Raw genomic sequence first — 16,282 nt, forward strand, 5'->3', positions numbered from 1 at the left:
CACCGTCCGCGTCGGGGCCCGCGCCGGACGGGGATGACACGCCACCGTCCGCGTCGGGGCCCGCGCCGGACGGGGATGACACGCCACCGTCCGCGTCGGGGCCCGCGCCGGACGGGGATGACACGCCACCGTCCGCGTCGGGGCCCGCGCCGGACGGGGATGACACGCCACCGTCCGCGTCGGAGCCCGCGCCGGACGGGGACGACACGCCACCGCCCGCCCCCGAGCCCGCGCCGGACGCGGACAGCACGCCACCGCCCGCGTCGGAGCCCGCGCCGGACGCGGACAGCACGCCACCGCCCGCGTCGGAGCCCGTGCCGGACGCGGAGGGTCCGTCCGTCTTCGACGCCGAGGTCCCCGCTCCGTCCCTCGACCCCGACGCGCGGGACGAGGACGAGGACGACTCCGTCGCCGAGGCGGCCCATGCCCGGCGCACGATGATCGGCCGCAGCGCCGAGGAGGTGGACCACGCGCCGCCGCGCGGCCGGTACGCCCCCGTCCCCGCCCCGCAGACCGTCGTGTCCCCCACGCCCCTGCGCTGGGCCGCCCCGGCAGCGGCCCTGGCGGTCGCCTCCGCCGTGGTCGCCATCAGGGCCCTCCGCAGACGCCACTGATCCTCACCACCACGGTCCGGGCCCGCCGTCCCGCCGTCCCGCCGTCCCGTCGTGGCGACGCCCTCTTGATCACACCAGTAGGGTCGTGGCGTGAGTAACGGAGACATCACGCTGACCGCGGGTGACGCGGAGGTGACCGTGCTGCCGGGCAACGGTGGGCGGGTCGGAGGGCTGCGGGTCGGGGGCGTCGAGCTGCTGCGGCAGGGGGACCGGTTCGGGTGCTTCCCGATGGTGCCCTGGTGCGGACGGATCCGTGAGGGCCGGTTCCGGGACGGTGCCGCCGTCCAGCAGATGCCGCTCAACGCCCCGCCGCACGCCATCCACGGCACCGCCCGCGACGCCGCCTGGCGCACCGCCCGCACGAGCACCGACGAGGCCGTGCTCACGTACGACCTCGTCGAGCCGTGGCCGTACCCCGGGCGCGTCACGCAGCAGATCGCGCTGACCGAGAACTCCCTGACGCTGACGATGAGCGTGGAGACGTACGAGTCGTCCTTCCCCGCGCAGATCGGCTGGCACCCCTGGTTCAACCGCTCCCTCGGCGACGGCGAGGACGTGCGGATCGACTTCGCGCCGGCCTGGCAGGAGGAGCGCGGCGAGGACCACCTCCCCACCGGCCACCGGATCGACCCCAAGCCCGGGCCCTGGGACGACTGCTTCGGCATGCCCGACGGCGTCGACGTCACCCTCACCTGGCCGGGACGGCTGGAGCTGAAGGTGACCAGCCGCGAGGAGTGGGTCGTGGTCTACGACGAGCAGCGCGAGGCCGTGTGCGTCGAACCGCAGACCGGCCCGCCCGACGGCCTGAACAGCCACCCGCGCCTGGTCACCCCCCTGGAGCCGCTGGAGGCCTCGACGACCTGGACCTGGACCCGCCTCTAAGCTGGCTGCCATGAGTGACGTCAACGCAGTAATGCCGCCAGGCACACGGGGCGCGCTGCTGCAGCAGATCAAGGACAAGGCCGTGGTGCACGGCAAGGTGACCCTCTCCTCCGGTCTGGAGGCCGACTACTACGTCGACCTGCGCCGCATCACCCTCGACGGCGAGGCCGCCCCGCTGGTCGGCCAGGTGCTGCTCGACCTGACCGACGGGCTGGAGTTCGACGCGGTCGGCGGCCTGACCATGGGCGCCGACCCGGTCGCCGCCGCCATGCTGCACGCCGCCGCCGCGCGCGGCCGCAGGCTCGACGCCTTCGTCGTCCGCAAGGCCGCCAAGGCGCACGGGCTCCAGCGGCGCGTCGAGGGCCCCGGCATCGAGGGCCGCCGGGTCCTCGTCGTCGAGGACACCTCCACCACCGGCGGTTCCCCGCTCACCGCCGTCGAGGCCGTGCGCGAGGCCGGTGCCGAGGTCGTCGCCGTGGCGACCATCGTCGACCGGGCCACCGGCGCCGACGAGAAGATCCGCGAGGGCGCCGGGGTGCCGTACCTCTTCGCCTACTCCAAGGACGAACTCGGCCTCGACTGACGTCCGGCGCGTCCGGCGCCGCGTCGGTCCCGCATCACCCGGCATAACGACTTGAGCTGCGCGGTCGACCAGCCGGACAAGTCTGGGAAGATGGGCCCGACAATGACGTCGCATCCAAGGTTCCAGGTCAGGGCCGACCGTACGCAGCACGCCAACCCGCACGCATAAGGAGCGGACAGATGCCCATCGCAACTCCCGAGGTCTACAACGAGATGCTGGACCGGGCGAAGGCGGGGAAGTTCGCCTACCCGGCCATCAACGTCACCTCGTCCCAGACCCTGCACGCGGCACTGCGCGGCTTCGCCGAGGCGGAGAGCGACGGCATCGTCCAGATCTCGACGGGCGGCGCCGAGTTCCTGGGCGGCCAGCACAGCAAGGACATGGTGACCGGCGCGGTCGCCCTGGCCGAGTTCGCGCACATCGTCGCCGAGAAGTACGACGTCAACATCGCCCTGCACACCGACCACTGCCCGAAGGACAAGCTCGACGGGTACGTGCGTCCGCTGCTCGGGGTCTCCGAGGAGCGCGTCAAGGCCGGCCGCAACCCGCTGTTCCAGTCCCACATGTGGGACGGCTCCGCGGAGACCCTCGCCGACAACCTGTCCATCGCGCAGGAACTCCTCGAGCGCGCCCGCGCCGCGAAGATCATCCTCGAGGTCGAGATCACCCCGACCGGCGGCGAGGAGGACGGCGTCTCGCACGAGATCAACGACTCCCTCTACACCACGGTCGACGACGCCGTCCGCACCGCGGAGGCCCTGGGCCTCGGCGACAAGGGCCGCTACCTGCTGGCCGCGTCCTTCGGCAACGTGCACGGCGTGTACAAGCCGGGCAACGTCGTGCTCCGTCCCGAGCTGCTGAAGGAGCTCAACGAGGGCGTCGCCGCCAAGTACGGCAAGCCGGCCGGCTCCCAGCCGTTCGACTTCGTCTTCCACGGCGGCTCGGGCTCCTCCCCGGAGGAGATCCTCACCGCGCTGGAGAACGGCGTCGTGAAGATGAACATCGACACCGACACCCAGTACGCCTTCACGCGTCCGGTGGCCGACCACATGTTCCGCAACTACGACGGCGTGCTGAAGGTCGACGGCGAGGTCGGCGACAAGAAGACCTACGACCCGCGCACCTGGGGCAAGCTGGCCGAGGCGTCGATGTCGGCCCGCGTCCTGGAGGCCTGCCGGAACCTGCGCTCGACGGGCACCCGGATCAAGTAACCGCCCGCAGCACGGGAGCCCGGTACCGCCCGCGGTGCCGGGCTCTTCCGTATGCTCGCCCCATGCCCGATGTCCGGCTGTCCTCCCCGCAGGGCAAGTGGATCCTGCTCACCACGGTGCTCGGCTCGAGCATGGCGCTGCTCGACTCCACCGTGGTCAACGTCGCCCTCCCGCGCATCGGCCGCGATCTCGACGCCGACCTCGCCGCCCTGCAGTGGACCGTCAACGCCTACATGGTCACGCTGGCCGGGCTCATCCTGCTCGGCGGGGCGCTGGGCGACCGGTTCGGGCGGCGGAAGGTGTTCGTCGTCGGGGTGCTGTGGTTCGCCGCGGCCTCCCTGCTGTGCGGCCTCGCCCCGAACGCCGGCGTCCTCATCGCGTCCCGGGCGCTCCAGGGCGTCGGCGGCGCCCTGCTCACCCCCGGCTCGCTCGCCCTCATCCAGGCCTCCGTCCACCCCGACGACCGGGGCCGCGCGGTCGGCCTGTGGTCCGGCTTCGGCGGGATCGGCGCGGCGGTCGGCCCGTTCGTCGGCGGCTGGCTGGTGGACGGCCCCGGCTGGCGCTGGGTGTTCCTGCTCAACGTGCCGCTCGCCCTGCTGTGCGCGCCCGTCGCCGTGCGCCACGTACCGGAGTCGGTGGGCGAAAGGGCCGAGGGCCGGTTCGACGTCCTCGGTGCCGCGCTCGGCGCGGTCGCCCTCGCGCTGGTGACGTACGCGCTGATCGAGGCCGGTGAGGGCTCCCTGGTCGTCGCGGTGGCCGCGGTCGCCGGGCTGGCCGCCGCCGTCGCCTTCGTCCTCGTGGAGAAGCGCCGCCCCGGCCCGATGATGCCGCTGGACATCTTCGCCTCCCGCCAGTTCACGGCCGTCAACGTGGTCACGCTGTGCGTGTACGCGGCGTTCGGCGGCTTCTTCTTCCTCGCCGCGCTCCAGCTCCAGGTCGTCGTCGGCTGGTCCGCGCTCGCCGCCGGCACGGCCCTGCTGCCCACGACCGCGCTGATGCTGCTGCTCTCCGCCCGCTCCGGCGAGCTCGGCGACCGGATCGGCCCGCGCATCCCGCTCACCGTCGGACCGCTGCTGTGCGCCGCCGGGATGCTGCTCATGCTGCGGGTCGGGCCGGGCGCCTCGTACGCCACCGAGGTGCTGCCCGCGCTGATCGTGCTCGGCTTCGGCATGGTCACCCTGGTGGCGCCGCTGACCGCGACCGTCCTCGCCTCCGTGGACACCGCGCGGGCGGGCCTGGCCAGCGGCATCAACAACGCGGCCGCCCGGGCGGCCGGCCTGGTGGCGGTGGCCGCGCTGCCGCTGCTCGCCGGGATGGGGCCGGAGGCGTACCGGCTGCCGGACGCCTTCGACGACGCGTTCCGGCGGGCGATGACACTGTGCGCGGGCGTCCTGGTGGTGGGAGCGGCCATCGCCTGGGCGACCGTACGCCGTCCCGCACCGGACTGCCGGCACCCGGAGTGCCATACGCACGGGAGCGTGGCCGTGCCACCGCTGGAGGCGGAGACGGAACCGCGGGGGGAGCGCGGGAAGGGGCCGGGGACGGAGACTCCGTGGCCTCCCGGCGCCGAACCACGCTGATGTACGAGACTGGACCCATGTCCATTCACGAGAACCTCCTCGGGGGACCGCCCCCGACCCACCTCCCCGACGACCCCGGGCCGCGCGAGCTGCTCGCCTCGGGCACCACGCCCTCCGACGTCGCCGCGCAGCACCCGACCTCCTCACTGGCCTGGGCCCGGCTGGCCGACGAGGCGTACGAGCGGGGCAGCGTCGTGGAGTCGTACGCGTACGCCCGGACGGGCTACCACCGCGGTCTGGACGCGCTGCGCCGCAACGGCTGGAAGGGCCACGGCCCGGTGCCGTGGGAGCACGAGCCGAACCGCGGCTTCCTGCGCGCCCTGCACGCCCTCGCCCGCGCCGCGCGGACGATCGGCGAGCAGGAGGAGTACGAGCGCTGCTCCCAGTTCCTGAAGGACTCCTCGCCGACGGCGGCCCAGGTCCTCGGCTGAGCCGTTTCCCGTTCCGGGGCCCGCCTGTGACCAGGCGGGCCTTGCGGCGGTGGGGGACGATTGCGCAGGATGCACCGTGGGGACCGGGGCCCCCGTGCCGGTAACGGCAGGGGCGGACCGCTACCCGGAGTACACAGCAGGAGACAGCGATGTCCCACGAGGCTCACGAGCCCGAGACCCCGCATCTCGACTTCCAGGGCACGACCCCTTACGAGGACTACGTCAAGGCCGATGTCCTCACCCACCTCCAGCACACCCTCTCCGACGATCCCGGCGAGATGGTCTTCCTGGTCACCACCCAGGTGATGGAGCTGTGGTTCACCGTCGTCGTCCACGAATGGGAGACCGCGGCGAAGGCGCTGCGCAAGGACGACGTACCGACCGCGGTCGACGCGCTGAAGCGGTCCGTGCGGGAGCTGGAGGCGCTGAACGCCTCCTGGAGGCCGCTGAGCGCTCTGACCCCGGCGCAGTTCAACTCCTACCGCGGTGCCCTCGGCGAGGGGTCCGGTTTCCAGTCGGCGATGTACCGGCGGATGGAGTTCCTGCTCGGCGACAAGTCCGCGTCCATGCTGGTCCCGCACCGGGGCGCGCCGCGGGTGCACGCCGAGCTGGAGAAGGCGCTGCACGAGCCGAGCCTGTACGACGAGGTGCTGCGGTTCCTCGCGCGGCGCGGGCACGCGATCCCGGACGACGTGCTGCGGCGCGACGTGTCGCGGCGGTACGAGCCGTCGCCGGAGGTGGAGACGGTCTGGACGGCCGTCTACTCGGGTGACGAGCGCGGCGAGGTCGCCCGGCTCGGCGAGGCGCTGACCGACGTCGCCGAGCTGGTGTGGCGCTGGCGCAACGACCACCTGGTCGCCACCCGCCGCGCGATGGGCGCCAAGACCGGCACGGGCGGCTCCGCCGGGGTGGCCTGGCTGGAGAAGCGGGCGCAGAAGAGCGTGTTCCCCGAGCTGTGGACGGCGCGGTCCCATGTCTGAACTCGTCGCCAAGGCGGAGAAGCTGGACGGGGCCGACGAACTGGCCGCCAGGCGCGCGCAGTTCGTGCTGGACGAGGCGGTGTATCTCGACGGCAACTCGCTGGGCGCGCTGCCGGCCGCCGTTCCCGGCCGGGTCGAGGACGTGGTGCGCCGGCAGTGGGGCGAGCTGCGCATCCGGTCCTGGACGGAGGGCGGCTGGTGGACGGCGCCGGAGCGGATCGGCGACCGGATCGCGCCGCTGGTCGGTGCGGCGGCCGGGCAGATCGTGGTCGGCGACTCGACCAGCGTCAACGTGTTCAAGGCGCTGGTGGGCGCGGTGCGGCTGGCGCGGCTCGCCGATCCGGACCGGGACGAGATCGTGGTCGACGCGACCACGTTCCCCACCGACGGGTACATCGCCGAGTCCGCCGCGCGGATGACGGGCTGTGCGCTGCGTCCCGTCGCGCCGTCCGGGGTCCCGGGCGTGCTCGGCGACCGTACGGCCGCGGTGCTGCTCAACCACGTCGACTACCGCACCGGACGGCTGCACGACCTGCCGTCGCTCACGGCCGCCGTGCACGCGGTGGGCGCGCTCGTCGTCTGGGACCTGTGCCACAGCGCGGGCGCGCTGCCGGTGGGGCTGGACGAGCACGGCGTGGACCTGGCGGTCGGCTGCACCTACAAGTACCTGAACGGCGGCCCGGGTTCACCGGCGTTCCTCCATGTCCGCGCGGATCTGCAGGACCGCTTCGACTCGCCGCTGCCGGGCTGGAACTCCCATGCGGAGCCCTTCGGCATGCGTCCCGCGTACGAGCCGGCGGCGGGCGCCGTGCGCGGGCGGGTCGGCACCCCGGACATCCTCTCCATGCTCGCCCTGGAGGCGGCGCTGGAGGTGTGGGACGGCGTCACCGTCGACGCGGTCCGGGCCAAGTCCCTCGCGCTGACGGACTTCTTCCTGGAGTGCGTCGAGGAGTACGTCCCCGCGGGCCGGGTCGCGTGCCTGACCCCGCGGGCGCACGGGGAGCGGGGCAGCCAGGTCGCGCTGCGCTGCCCGGATGCCGGGACGGTGATGGAGCGGCTGATCGGGCGCGGTGTCGTCGGGGACTTCCGTCATCCGGACGTGCTGCGCTTCGGCTTCACACCGCTGTACGTCGGCTTCGGTGACGTGGAGCGGGCGGCTCGGGTGCTGGGTGAGGTGCTGGCGGAGAGCGGGGCCTGAGCGGGCGGGTGGCGGTGGGAGGGCGACGGCCCTCCCACCGCCCTCCAGGAGGTTCACCGTGCGTGACATCCGCATGTCCGCGCATGTCACCGTGCTGATACCGTCCCGGCCAACGGCCGAATCCTTCTCGGGTCCGCCAAAAACGTTTCATCGCTGAGAGGTTGAGCATGACGGACGACGTCGCAGCCGCCCGGGCCGCCGCCGAGGAGGAGTCCGCCTTCTCCCACCCGGCCGTCGACCCCGACACCACCGCGGCCTACGGCGACGACCCGGACCAGCTGATCGACTTCTACGCGCCGCGCGGGGAGGGCGGGCCCGGCGGACCGGCGCCCGTGGTCGTCGTCCTGCACGGCGGCGCCTGGCGAGCCCCCTACGGCCGGCGCCACATCAGCCCGTTCGCCGCGTTCCTGGCCGGCCGGGGCTTCGCGGTGGCCAGTGTCGAGTACCGGCGCGGTGCGGGGCGGGGCGGCGGCGATCCGCTCGCCGGGCGGTGGCCCGAGACCTTCGACGACGTCGCCGCCGCGCTGGACGCCCTGCCCGCGCTGGTCCGGGAACACCTCCCGCAGGCCGACCCGCGCCGCGTGGTCGTCACCGGCCACTCGGCCGGCGGACATCTCGCGCTGTGGGCCGCCGCCCGGCATCTCCTCCCCGCCGACGCGCCCTGGCGCACCGACGGGCCCGTGCCGCTGCGCGGTGTGGTCGCCCTCGCCCCGATCGCGGATCTCGCGGTCGCCGTCAAGCTGGACGTGTGCGGCGGCGCGGCCCGCCAACTCCTCGGCGGCGATGACCACGTCGCGGAGCGCCTGCCCTACGCCGACCCCGCGCTGCTGCTGCCCACCGGTATCGCCACCACCCTGGTCCAGGGCCGCACCGACCTCGACGTCCCGCAGGCGGTCGCCGAGTCGTACGCGGACGCGGCGGCGAAGGCCGGCGAGGTGGTGGGGCTGACCCTGCTGGAGGACGTCGGCCACTACCCGCTGATCGACCCGGCGGCGGACGCGTGCGCGGTGGTCGCGGAGGAGATCGCCCAGCTCGCCTGGTGAACTCCCGCCGGGCGGCGGCCCGGTCATACCCCTCATACCTGAGAGCTACCCCGCGGGTGAGTCCCCCGGCGGGACGCGGGTTACGCACGCCGCTCCGTAACTTCCCTGTCCGAGAGCCCGAAAGCCGGGCGGACGGGGAGGGACGACCACCATGGGGCGGCAGCGCGGATCGGTAACACCGAGCGAACACACCGACACCGGCGAGCGTCCGGGGCGGGCCCGTGGGCGGCGGTGGCGGCGTGGGGTGCTCGCGCTGTGCGTCGCCTGCGCGGTGGCCGTGCCGCTGGCCGGGGCGGCCCGGCCCCGGGTTCCCGCGCCGTCGCCCGCCGTACTCGCACCGCCGGCCGCGGCGACCCTCGGTGCGACCTACGCGGCCAACCGGGCCAACGCCGGGCAGGCCGCCCGTATGGCCGCCGAGCACGGCGACCGGGGGCGGGCCGCGGCGGACCGTGGCCTGGCCGACCCCGCCCGGCAGCTGCTGGCCTTCGACGGCCGTGGCGCCGGGCGGGCCACCGAGGTGCTCGGCGATCTGGCGCACGCCGACCGGATCGCCGTCCTCGTCCCCGGCTCCGACACCGGCCTCGACACCTACGGCCGGTTCCGCGCCGCCGCCCTCGCCCTGCACGAGCGGCTGACCCACGAGGCCCCGGCGGGCACCCGCACGGCGGTCGTGGCCTGGCTCGGCTACGAGACCCCCGGCACCGTCAGCACCACCGTCGCCACCACCGGCCGGGCGGAGGAAGCCGCACCCGCGCTGCGCGACGTGGTCGGCGATCTGCGCGCCGTCGTCGGACAGCGGCCCGGTATCTCGCTCCTGTGCCACTCCTACGGTTCCGTCGTCTGCGCCCGGGCCGCCGACGGTCTCGACGTCGACGACATCGCCCTCGTCGGCAGCCCCGGCACCGGTGCCGACACCGCCGCCGACCTGCGCACCCGGGCCAGGATCTGGGCCGCCCGGGGCGCCGACGACTGGGTCGGGAACGTTCCCCACCTCAGCGCCGGCCTCTTCGGCACCACCGTCGGCTTCGGCACCGACCCCCTCTCCCCGGCGTTCGGCGCCCGCGTCTTCGCGGCCGGCGACGGCGGCCACAGCGACTACTTCGCTCCTGGTTCCCCGTCCCTGACCAACCTGACCCGGATCGTCCTCGGCGAGACCCGGGCGGTGACCTCATGAGCCGCCTGCCGGCCGCCATACGCGACACCGCCGCGCGCGTCGACGCGGCCACCCCCGACCGGCGAGACCGTGCCGTGGACGCCCTGCGCGCCGGCGCCATCCTCGGTGTCGTCCTCGGCCACTGGCTGGTGACCGCCCTGGTCGCGGACGGACGCGCCCTGCACACCGCCAGCCCGCTCCAGCACATGCCGTGGCTGGCCCCCGTCTCCTGGGCGTTCCAGACCCTCGCCGTGTTCTTCCTGGTCGGCGGCCATGTGGCGACCCGCTCCCACGCCTCGGCCCGGGCCCGTGGCCTCCCGTACCACCGCTGGCTGCGGGACCGGCTGGCCCGGCTGTTCACCCCGGTCGCCGCCCTCCTCACCCTGTGGACGGTCGTCACCGTCGCGCTGCTGCTGTCCGGGGCCGAGTTCACGACCACCCGCACCCTGGTGAAGCTCGCCCTGTCACCGCTGTGGTTCCTGCTGGTCTTCGCGGTCCTCACCGCCGCGACCCCGCTGCTGGCCCGGCTCCACCCGCTGTGGCCGCTCGCCGTCGTCCTCCACCTCGACCTGCTCCGCTTCGGCCTCGGCGCCCCTGACGCCCTCGGCTGGCTGAATGTGGCGGCCGGCTGGCTGGTGCCGTACGCCCTCGGTGCGGCGTGGACGCGCGGCGAGCTGGAACGCCGCAGGTCCGGCTGGATCCTGCTGCTCTCCGGTACGGCGGCCACGGCCGCGCTCGTCGCCTGGGGCGGCTACCCGGCGTCGATGGTCGGCGTCCCGGGCGCCGGGGTCTCCAACCTCGACCCGCCGACGCTGGCCGCCGTCACCTTCGGCCTCGCCCAGTGCGGGCTCGCGCTGCTGCTGCGGGAGCGGCTGCGCGGCGCGATGCGCGGGCCCCTCGCGTGGGCGGCGGTCGCGCTGGTCAACCTCTCCGCGATGACGATCTTCCTCTGGCACCAGACGGCTCTCATGGCGACCACCGCCATCGGTCTGCTCGCCGGCCGCCTGCCCGGCCTGCACACCGTCCCCGACGGCCTCGGCTGGGTCGCCGCACGGATCGCCTGGCTGCCGGTGCTCGTCCTCGCCCTCGCGGTGTGCTGGGCGGCGTTCCGGTCCTGGGAACGGGGAGGCGGGCGGCGCGGGCGGTCCCGGGTCGTCGCCGCCCACCGTCCGCCGGACCGGGGAGCGACGAAGGGAGTGCGGCATGTCTAGGCTGCACCGCGTGGTGGACAAGGGGGCGGAACCGGTCCGGCGGTGGCTCGGAGTGCTGCGGGACGACCTGTGGACCTGGCGGGCGGACCCGCTGCCGCCGTCGGTGTGGCTGCGCTGGTTCCCGCACGGGATCGTCTGTCTGGCCGCCCTCGGCGTGCTGCTCGGTGACGCGGCCCAGCTCAACGACAACGGCGGGGTCGACCCCGGGTTCGCCTTTCTGATCGCCCTGGTCCACGCCGGTGCGATGGTGTTCGCGCTGTGGCGTCCGATCGCGGCGTGGTGGCTGTCGATGGTCGCCGTACTGGTGGGCGCGTTCGCCGTGCGGGCGGTGATGGTCGCGGGCGGCGACACGTTCACCTGGCCCTGGACGGCCGCCGGGATCATCGCGCACCTGTTCGTCCTGCTGCTGCTCGCGCTGCGGGTCCGTACCCGGGTGTCCGTGGAGGCGCTGGCACTGACCGCGCTCGCCACCTACGTCGTGCAGGGCCCGGTGGGCGCGGTGAACTACCAGCCGACCGGTCAGCTCGCCGTCATCCTGTTCGCGGTCGTCGTGGTCCTCGGCACCGCCCTGCGCGGCCGCCGTGAGGCACGCGCCGAGCTGGAGCAGCAGACCACGCTCACCGCCGAGGAGCGGGCCCGGCGCACCATCCTGGAGGAACGCGGCCGGATCGCACGGGAGTTGCACGACGTGGTGGCCCACCACATGTCGGTGATCTCCATCCAGGCGCAGGTCGCCCCGCACCTGGTCCAGGACCCACCCGAGGAACTGAAGGAGAACCTCGCCGGTATCCGGCAGAACGCGGTCGAGGCGCTGACCGAGCTGCGCCGCGTGCTGGACGTGCTGCGCGCCGAACACCCCGCCGCCGGGGAACCCCCCGACGGCGCCGCCGCCCCGCACGCCCCGCAGCCCACCCTGGACCGGCTGGAGGCGCTGGTGGAGAACACCAGGGCCGCCGGACTGGGCGTGACCACCGAGATCACCGGGGAGCGGCGCCCGCTGCCGCCCGGCGTGGAGCTGTCGGCGTACCGGATCGTGCAGGAGGCGCTGAGCAACGTCCTGCGGCACGCGCCCGGCGCCACCGCCCGTGTCGCCCTCACCTACGATCCCCTGGGGCTGCGGGTGGAGGTCGTCGACACCGGGCCGACCCGCCGGGCCCCCGCGTCCCCCGGCGCCGGGCACGGGCTGCTCGGCATGCGGGAACGGGCGGTGATGCTCGGCGGCACCCTGACGGCCGGCCCCCGGTCCGGCGACGGCTACCGGGTCGACGCCTACCTCCCGGCCGCCTCGCCCACCGGTCCGGCAACCGACCCCGCCCCCGACCCCCAGGACGGCACCCCATGATCCGCGTACTCGTCGCCGACGACCAGCAGATGGTCCGGCAGGGCTTCACCGTGCTGCTCAACACACAGCCCGACATCGAGGTCGTCGGTCAGGCGGTGGACGGACTGGACGCGGTCGCGCAGGTCGCCGAACTCGCCCCGGACGTCGTCCTGATGGACATCCGCATGCCCGAACTCGGCGGTATCGAGGCCACCGGCCGCATCACCACCGCCACCCCGCACATCAAGGTGCTGGTGCTGACCACCTTCGACCTCGACGAGTACGTGTACGAGGCGCTGCGGGCCGGGGCGTCCGGCTTCCTGCTGAAGGACGCCTCCGCCGACCAGCTCGCCGAGGCGGTACGGGTGGTGGCGGCCGGGGACGCCCTGCTCGCGCCCGGCATCACGCGGCGGCTGATCGCCGAGTTCTCCCGGCTGGACGCCCGGCCCCGCCCCCCGCTCAGGGAACGCGTCGGCGGCCTCACCGAGCGCGAGACGGAGGTGCTGGCACTGATCGCCCAGGGCCTGTCGAACGCGGAGATCGCCGTACGGCTGGTGGTGGCCGAGCAGACCGTGAAGACGCACGTCGGCCGCATCCTGGTGAAACTCGGTCTGCGGGACCGCACCCAGGCGGCGGTGTTCGCGTACGAGTCGGGACTGATACGTCCCTCCGGGTACTGAGAGGTCGTCCGGTGTGGCCTGCGTAGTACCTGAGACGGACGCCCCGGAACCCGTCTCAGCGGGGACGACCGCCACCACCCGGTCGGCCTACCGTGTGAGCGTGACCGAGACGACTCACCCGCAGCCGCCGGCCCCGCCGTCCGGCGCCGGGGCCAAGACCTCCCGCAGCCCGGAGTACCGGCTGGCCCAGAACGCCCTGCGCGGACTGCGCCAGGACCTCTTCGAGGACGCCTTCGTCTACCGGCCGCTGCCACGCCGGCGCACGGACGGCCCGGTCGTCCGCAGGCTTCCCGCCCGGCTGCGGTCGGCCGCGGAACACCTCCCGCACGCGGTGGTGGGAGCCATCGCGCTGATCGCCCTGTCGGCCGGCGCGCTGAGCGGTGACAGCGCCGGCGGGGACATGTCGGCCCTGCTGACCGGCCTGCTGTGCGCGCTCCCGGTGCTCGCCACCCTGGTCCGGCCGGTCGGCGCGTTCTGGCTGTCGCTGGCGGTGACTCCCGTGACCGCCGTGCTCAACGGCGGCTGGGGCGACTGGCCGTGGATGCCCGGCGCGTTCACCTGCCATCTGGCGGTGCTGACCGTCGTGGCGATCCGCACCCGGCCCCGTACCGCCGCCTGGATGTGGTTCCTGACCGCCGTGTACGCCTTCCTCGCGGACGTCGTGTTCGGCGGCCCGTACTACTACACGAACAGCGCTCCCATGCTGGTGACCTCGGCCATCGCCCTGCTCGTGGTCTCCGTCTGGCACATCCGCCGCACCGCCGAGCAGGAGGTGACCGCCCAGCAGACGGTCACCGCGCACGAACGCTCCCGGCGCACCCAGCTGGAGGAGCGCACCACCATCGCCCGCGAGCTGCACGACGTGGTCGCCCACCACATGTCGGTGGTCGCCATCCAGGCCGAGGCCGCTCCCTACCGGGTGGAGAACCCGCCGCCCGAGCTGGAGCGTGCCTTCGTCACCATCCGGGAGAACGCGGTGGCCGCCCTCACCGAGCTGCGCCGGATCCTCGGCGTGGTCCGCGCCGAGGACTACGAGGCCCCGGACGCCCCGCAGCCCACCCTCGCCGACCTGGACGCCCTGCTCGTCAACGTGCGGGACGCCGGTCTCGAGGTGGAGAAGGTGGTGACCGGCGCGGTGCGGGAGCTGCCGCAGGGTGTGGAGCTGTCGGCGTACCGGATCGTGCAGGAGGCGCTGAGCAACAGCCTGCGGCACGCGCCCGGCGCGAACGCCCGCGTCGAGATCGGGTACGTCCTCGGCGGCCTCGGCGTGCGCGTAGTGAACGGACCGGCCCCCGAGCCGAGCCTGGTGAAACCCTCGCCCGGTGCCGGTCACGGCATCACCGGCATGCGCGAGCGGGTCACCATGCTGAACGGTGAGATGACGGCCGGCCCGACCGACGACGGCGGCTACGAGATCGCGGTGTTCCTGCCGGTCGCCGCGGCGAACGAAGGTGACGCATGACCATTCGGGTCCTGATCGCGGACGACCAGATGATGGTGCGCGAGGGCTTCTCGGTCCTGCTGAACGCCATGCCCGACATCGAGGTCGTCGGCGAGGCCGTCAACGGCCGGGAGGCGGTGGACCGGGTCCGTGACCTCGCCCCCGACGTCGTCCTGATGGACATCCGCATGCCCGAGCTGAACGGCATCGAGGCGACGCGGGAGGTCGTCGCCGCCGACGGCGCGACGAAGGTGCTGGTGCTGACCACCTTCGACCTCGACGAGTACGTGTACCAGGCGCTGCGCGCGGGCGCCTCCGGCTTTCTCCTCAAGGACGCCTCGGCCCGTCAGCTCGCCGACGGGGTGCGGGTCGTCGCGTCCGGGGAGGCGCTGCTCGCCCCCTCGGTGACCAGGCGCCTGATCACCGAGTTCTCCAAGCTGTCCGAGGCGCCGCGCCTGATGCCGTCCGCGCAGGCCGCGTACGGCGAGCTGACCGAGCGGGAGACGGAGGTGCTGGTGCTGATCGCGCAGGGCCTGTCGAACGCGGAGATCGCCGGGCGGCTGGTGGTCGCCGAGTCGACGATCAAGACGCATGTGAGCCGCATCCTGGTGAAGCTGGGCCTGCGGGACCGCACCCAGGCGGCGGTCTTCGCGTACGAGGCGCGGCTGGTGACGCCGGGCTGACCCTGGTCAGTGGACCGGGTGCCGGGCTACCGTCCGGTCATGGCAGCCCCTACCGACCTCGCGTTCGACCCGTGGGACCCCGCGTTCGTCGCCGACCCCTACCCCGCCTACGCCGAGCTGCGGGAACGGGGCCGGGTGCGGTACTTCGAGCCGACGAACCAGTGGCTGGTCGCGCACCACGCGGACGTCTCGGCGCTGCTGCGCGACCGGCGCCTGGGACGGACGTATCTGCACCGCTTCACCCACGAGGAGTTCGGGCGCACCGCCCCGCCCCCGGAGCACGAGCCGTTCCACACCCTCAACGACCACGGCATGCTCGACCTGGAGCCGCCGGACCACACCCGCATCCGGCGCCTGGTGTCGAAGGCGTTCACCCCGCGCACGGTGGAACGGCTGAGGCCGTACGTCCGGAACCTCGCGGACGATCTGGTCACCGCGCTGGTGGAGGCGGGCGGCGGTGATCTGCTGAAGGACGTCGCCGAGCCGCTGCCGGTCGCGGTGATCGCCGAGATGCTGGGCATCCCGGAGTCCGACCGGGCCCCGCTGCGCCCCTGGTCGGCGGACATCTGCGGAATGTACGAGCTGAACCCGTCGGAGGCGACGGCGGCGAAGGCCGTCAGGGCGTCGGTGGAGTTCTCGGACTATCTGCGCGACCTGATCGCCGAGCGCCGCGAGAACCCGGGCGACGACCTGATCTCGGGCCTGATCGCCGCCCACGACGAGGACGACGACCGGCTCACCGAGCAGGAGATGATCTCCACCTGCGTGCTGCTGCTGAACGCGGGCCACGAGGCGACCGTGAACTCCACGGTCAACGGCTGGTGGGCCCTGTTCCGCAACCCCGGCCAGCTGGCGGCCCTGCGCGCCGACCACTCCCTGATCCCCACGGCGATCGAGGAGCTGATGCGCTACGACACCCCGCTCCAGCTCTTCGAGCGCTGGGTGCTGGACGAGATCGAGATCGACGGCACGGTGATCCCGAGGGGCGCGGAGATCGCGATGCTCTTCGGCTCCGCCAACCACGACCCGGCGGTCTTCGCCGACCCGGCCCGCCTGGACCTGAGCCGCGCCGACAACCCGCACATCTCCTTCAGCGCCGGCATCCACTACTGCATCGGCGCGCCACTGGCCCGTATCGAACTGGCCGCGTCGATGGCGGCGCTGCTGGAGCGGGCCCCGACCCTGCGCCTGGCCGAGGAGCCGAAGAGGAAGCCGAACTTCGTCATCCGGGGGCTGGAGGGGCTGGCCGTGGAACTGGGGTGACCGCTGAC

General features: G+C 73.8%; 17 protein-coding genes. 16 read left to right on the forward strand and 1 reads right to left on the reverse strand.

The window, feature by feature from the left end; translation table 11 throughout:
• On the reverse strand, positions 1-292 hold a 292-nt coding region (locus tag IE178_RS36925), incomplete at its 3' end, for a hypothetical protein (protein ID WP_438874372.1).
• Positions 293-314: 22 nt separating this feature from the next.
• Between IE178_RS36925 and IE178_RS36930 the strand changes: the two genes are divergently transcribed.
• The 16 genes from IE178_RS36930 (at position 315) to IE178_RS13615 (ending at position 16,274) form a co-directional block, all read left to right on the forward strand.
• Complete coding sequence (locus IE178_RS36930; protein WP_438874373.1) at positions 315-614, forward strand: hypothetical protein; 300 nt, start codon at positions 315-317, stop codon at positions 612-614.
• A 90-nt stretch (positions 615-704) separates the two neighbouring features.
• Complete coding sequence (locus IE178_RS13545; protein ID WP_184766166.1) at positions 705-1,496, forward strand: aldose epimerase family protein; 792 nt, start codon at positions 705-707, stop codon at positions 1,494-1,496.
• Between the two features lie 10 nt (positions 1,497-1,506).
• The gene (gene pyrE, locus IE178_RS13550) at positions 1,507-2,079 is read left to right on the forward strand and encodes an orotate phosphoribosyltransferase (RefSeq protein ID WP_229876291.1); all 573 of its coding nucleotides are present in this window, start codon (positions 1,507-1,509) and stop codon (positions 2,077-2,079) included.
• A gap of 179 nt (positions 2,080-2,258) precedes the next feature.
• On the forward strand, positions 2,259-3,290 hold the full coding sequence (fbaA, locus tag IE178_RS13555) for a class II fructose-bisphosphate aldolase (RefSeq protein ID WP_193512427.1): 1,032 nt from the start codon (positions 2,259-2,261) through the stop codon (positions 3,288-3,290).
• A 62-nt stretch (positions 3,291-3,352) separates the two neighbouring features.
• Positions 3,353-4,870, forward strand: coding sequence for an MFS transporter (locus IE178_RS13560; protein ID WP_193512428.1), 1,518 nt, complete (start codon positions 3,353-3,355; stop codon positions 4,868-4,870).
• A 17-nt stretch (positions 4,871-4,887) separates the two neighbouring features.
• Positions 4,888-5,301, forward strand: a complete 414-nt coding sequence (locus IE178_RS13565; protein WP_184766163.1) for a DUF3151 domain-containing protein — start codon at positions 4,888-4,890, stop codon at positions 5,299-5,301.
• A 149-nt stretch (positions 5,302-5,450) separates the two neighbouring features.
• Positions 5,451-6,281 (forward strand): tryptophan 2,3-dioxygenase family protein, encoded by an 831-nt coding sequence (locus IE178_RS13570; protein WP_184766162.1) that lies wholly within the window; start codon positions 5,451-5,453, stop codon positions 6,279-6,281.
• Positions 6,274-7,479, forward strand: a complete 1,206-nt coding sequence (gene kynU, locus IE178_RS13575; RefSeq protein ID WP_193512429.1) for a kynureninase — start codon at positions 6,274-6,276, stop codon at positions 7,477-7,479. The genes IE178_RS13570 and kynU overlap by 8 nt, the downstream gene beginning before the upstream one ends.
• Before the next feature lie 167 nt (positions 7,480-7,646).
• Positions 7,647-8,522: an alpha/beta hydrolase gene (locus IE178_RS13580; RefSeq protein ID WP_184764910.1), complete on the forward strand. Its 876-nt coding sequence runs from the start codon at positions 7,647-7,649 to the stop codon at positions 8,520-8,522.
• A gap of 151 nt (positions 8,523-8,673) precedes the next feature.
• Positions 8,674-9,696, forward strand: coding sequence for an alpha/beta hydrolase (locus tag IE178_RS13585; RefSeq protein ID WP_193512430.1), 1,023 nt, complete (start codon positions 8,674-8,676; stop codon positions 9,694-9,696).
• Positions 9,693-10,886, forward strand: a complete 1,194-nt coding sequence (locus IE178_RS13590) for an acyltransferase family protein (RefSeq protein WP_193512431.1) — start codon at positions 9,693-9,695, stop codon at positions 10,884-10,886. Before IE178_RS13585 ends, IE178_RS13590 begins: the two co-directional genes overlap by 4 nt.
• Entirely contained in the window at positions 10,879-12,228 is a 1,350-nt protein-coding gene (locus IE178_RS13595) for a sensor histidine kinase (protein WP_193512432.1), read from the forward strand. The genes IE178_RS13590 and IE178_RS13595 overlap by 8 nt, the downstream gene beginning before the upstream one ends.
• Positions 12,225-12,887: a response regulator gene (locus IE178_RS13600; RefSeq protein ID WP_184764914.1), complete on the forward strand. Its 663-nt coding sequence runs from the start codon at positions 12,225-12,227 to the stop codon at positions 12,885-12,887. The genes IE178_RS13595 and IE178_RS13600 overlap by 4 nt, the downstream gene beginning before the upstream one ends.
• A gap of 100 nt (positions 12,888-12,987) precedes the next feature.
• Complete coding sequence (locus IE178_RS13605; protein ID WP_438874374.1) at positions 12,988-14,349, forward strand: sensor histidine kinase; 1,362 nt, start codon at positions 12,988-12,990, stop codon at positions 14,347-14,349.
• The gene (locus tag IE178_RS13610) at positions 14,346-15,011 is read left to right on the forward strand and encodes a response regulator (protein WP_184764916.1); all 666 of its coding nucleotides are present in this window, start codon (positions 14,346-14,348) and stop codon (positions 15,009-15,011) included. The genes IE178_RS13605 and IE178_RS13610 overlap by 4 nt, the downstream gene beginning before the upstream one ends.
• Positions 15,012-15,050: 39 nt before the next feature.
• Positions 15,051-16,274, forward strand: a complete 1,224-nt coding sequence (locus IE178_RS13615) for a cytochrome P450 (RefSeq protein ID WP_193512434.1) — start codon at positions 15,051-15,053, stop codon at positions 16,272-16,274.
• Positions 16,275-16,282: the final 8 nt, after the last annotated feature.

Source organism: Streptomyces griseoloalbus (genome assembly GCA_014650015.1).
Taxonomy (GTDB): domain Bacteria; phylum Actinomycetota; class Actinomycetes; order Streptomycetales; family Streptomycetaceae; genus Streptomyces; species Streptomyces griseoloalbus.

Coding starts and splice junctions, on each gene's coding strand:
- pyrE (WP_229876291.1), top strand. CDS start 1,507: ATGAGTGACGTCAACGCAGTAATGCCGCCAGGCACACGGGGCGCGCTG.
- fbaA (WP_193512427.1), top strand. CDS start 2,259: ATGCCCATCGCAACTCCCGAGGTCTACAACGAGATGCTGGACCGGGCG.
- IE178_RS13560 (WP_193512428.1), top strand. CDS start 3,353: ATGCCCGATGTCCGGCTGTCCTCCCCGCAGGGCAAGTGGATCCTGCTC.
- IE178_RS13565 (WP_184766163.1), top strand. CDS start 4,888: ATGTCCATTCACGAGAACCTCCTCGGGGGACCGCCCCCGACCCACCTC.
- IE178_RS13570 (WP_184766162.1), top strand. CDS start 5,451: ATGTCCCACGAGGCTCACGAGCCCGAGACCCCGCATCTCGACTTCCAG.
- kynU (WP_193512429.1), top strand. CDS start 6,274: ATGTCTGAACTCGTCGCCAAGGCGGAGAAGCTGGACGGGGCCGACGAA.
- IE178_RS13580 (WP_184764910.1), top strand. CDS start 7,647: ATGACGGACGACGTCGCAGCCGCCCGGGCCGCCGCCGAGGAGGAGTCC.
- IE178_RS13585 (WP_193512430.1), top strand. CDS start 8,674: ATGGGGCGGCAGCGCGGATCGGTAACACCGAGCGAACACACCGACACC.
- IE178_RS13590 (WP_193512431.1), top strand. CDS start 9,693: ATGAGCCGCCTGCCGGCCGCCATACGCGACACCGCCGCGCGCGTCGAC.
- IE178_RS13595 (WP_193512432.1), top strand. CDS start 10,879: ATGTCTAGGCTGCACCGCGTGGTGGACAAGGGGGCGGAACCGGTCCGG.
- IE178_RS13600 (WP_184764914.1), top strand. CDS start 12,225: ATGATCCGCGTACTCGTCGCCGACGACCAGCAGATGGTCCGGCAGGGC.
- IE178_RS13610 (WP_184764916.1), top strand. CDS start 14,346: ATGACCATTCGGGTCCTGATCGCGGACGACCAGATGATGGTGCGCGAG.
- IE178_RS13615 (WP_193512434.1), top strand. CDS start 15,051: ATGGCAGCCCCTACCGACCTCGCGTTCGACCCGTGGGACCCCGCGTTC.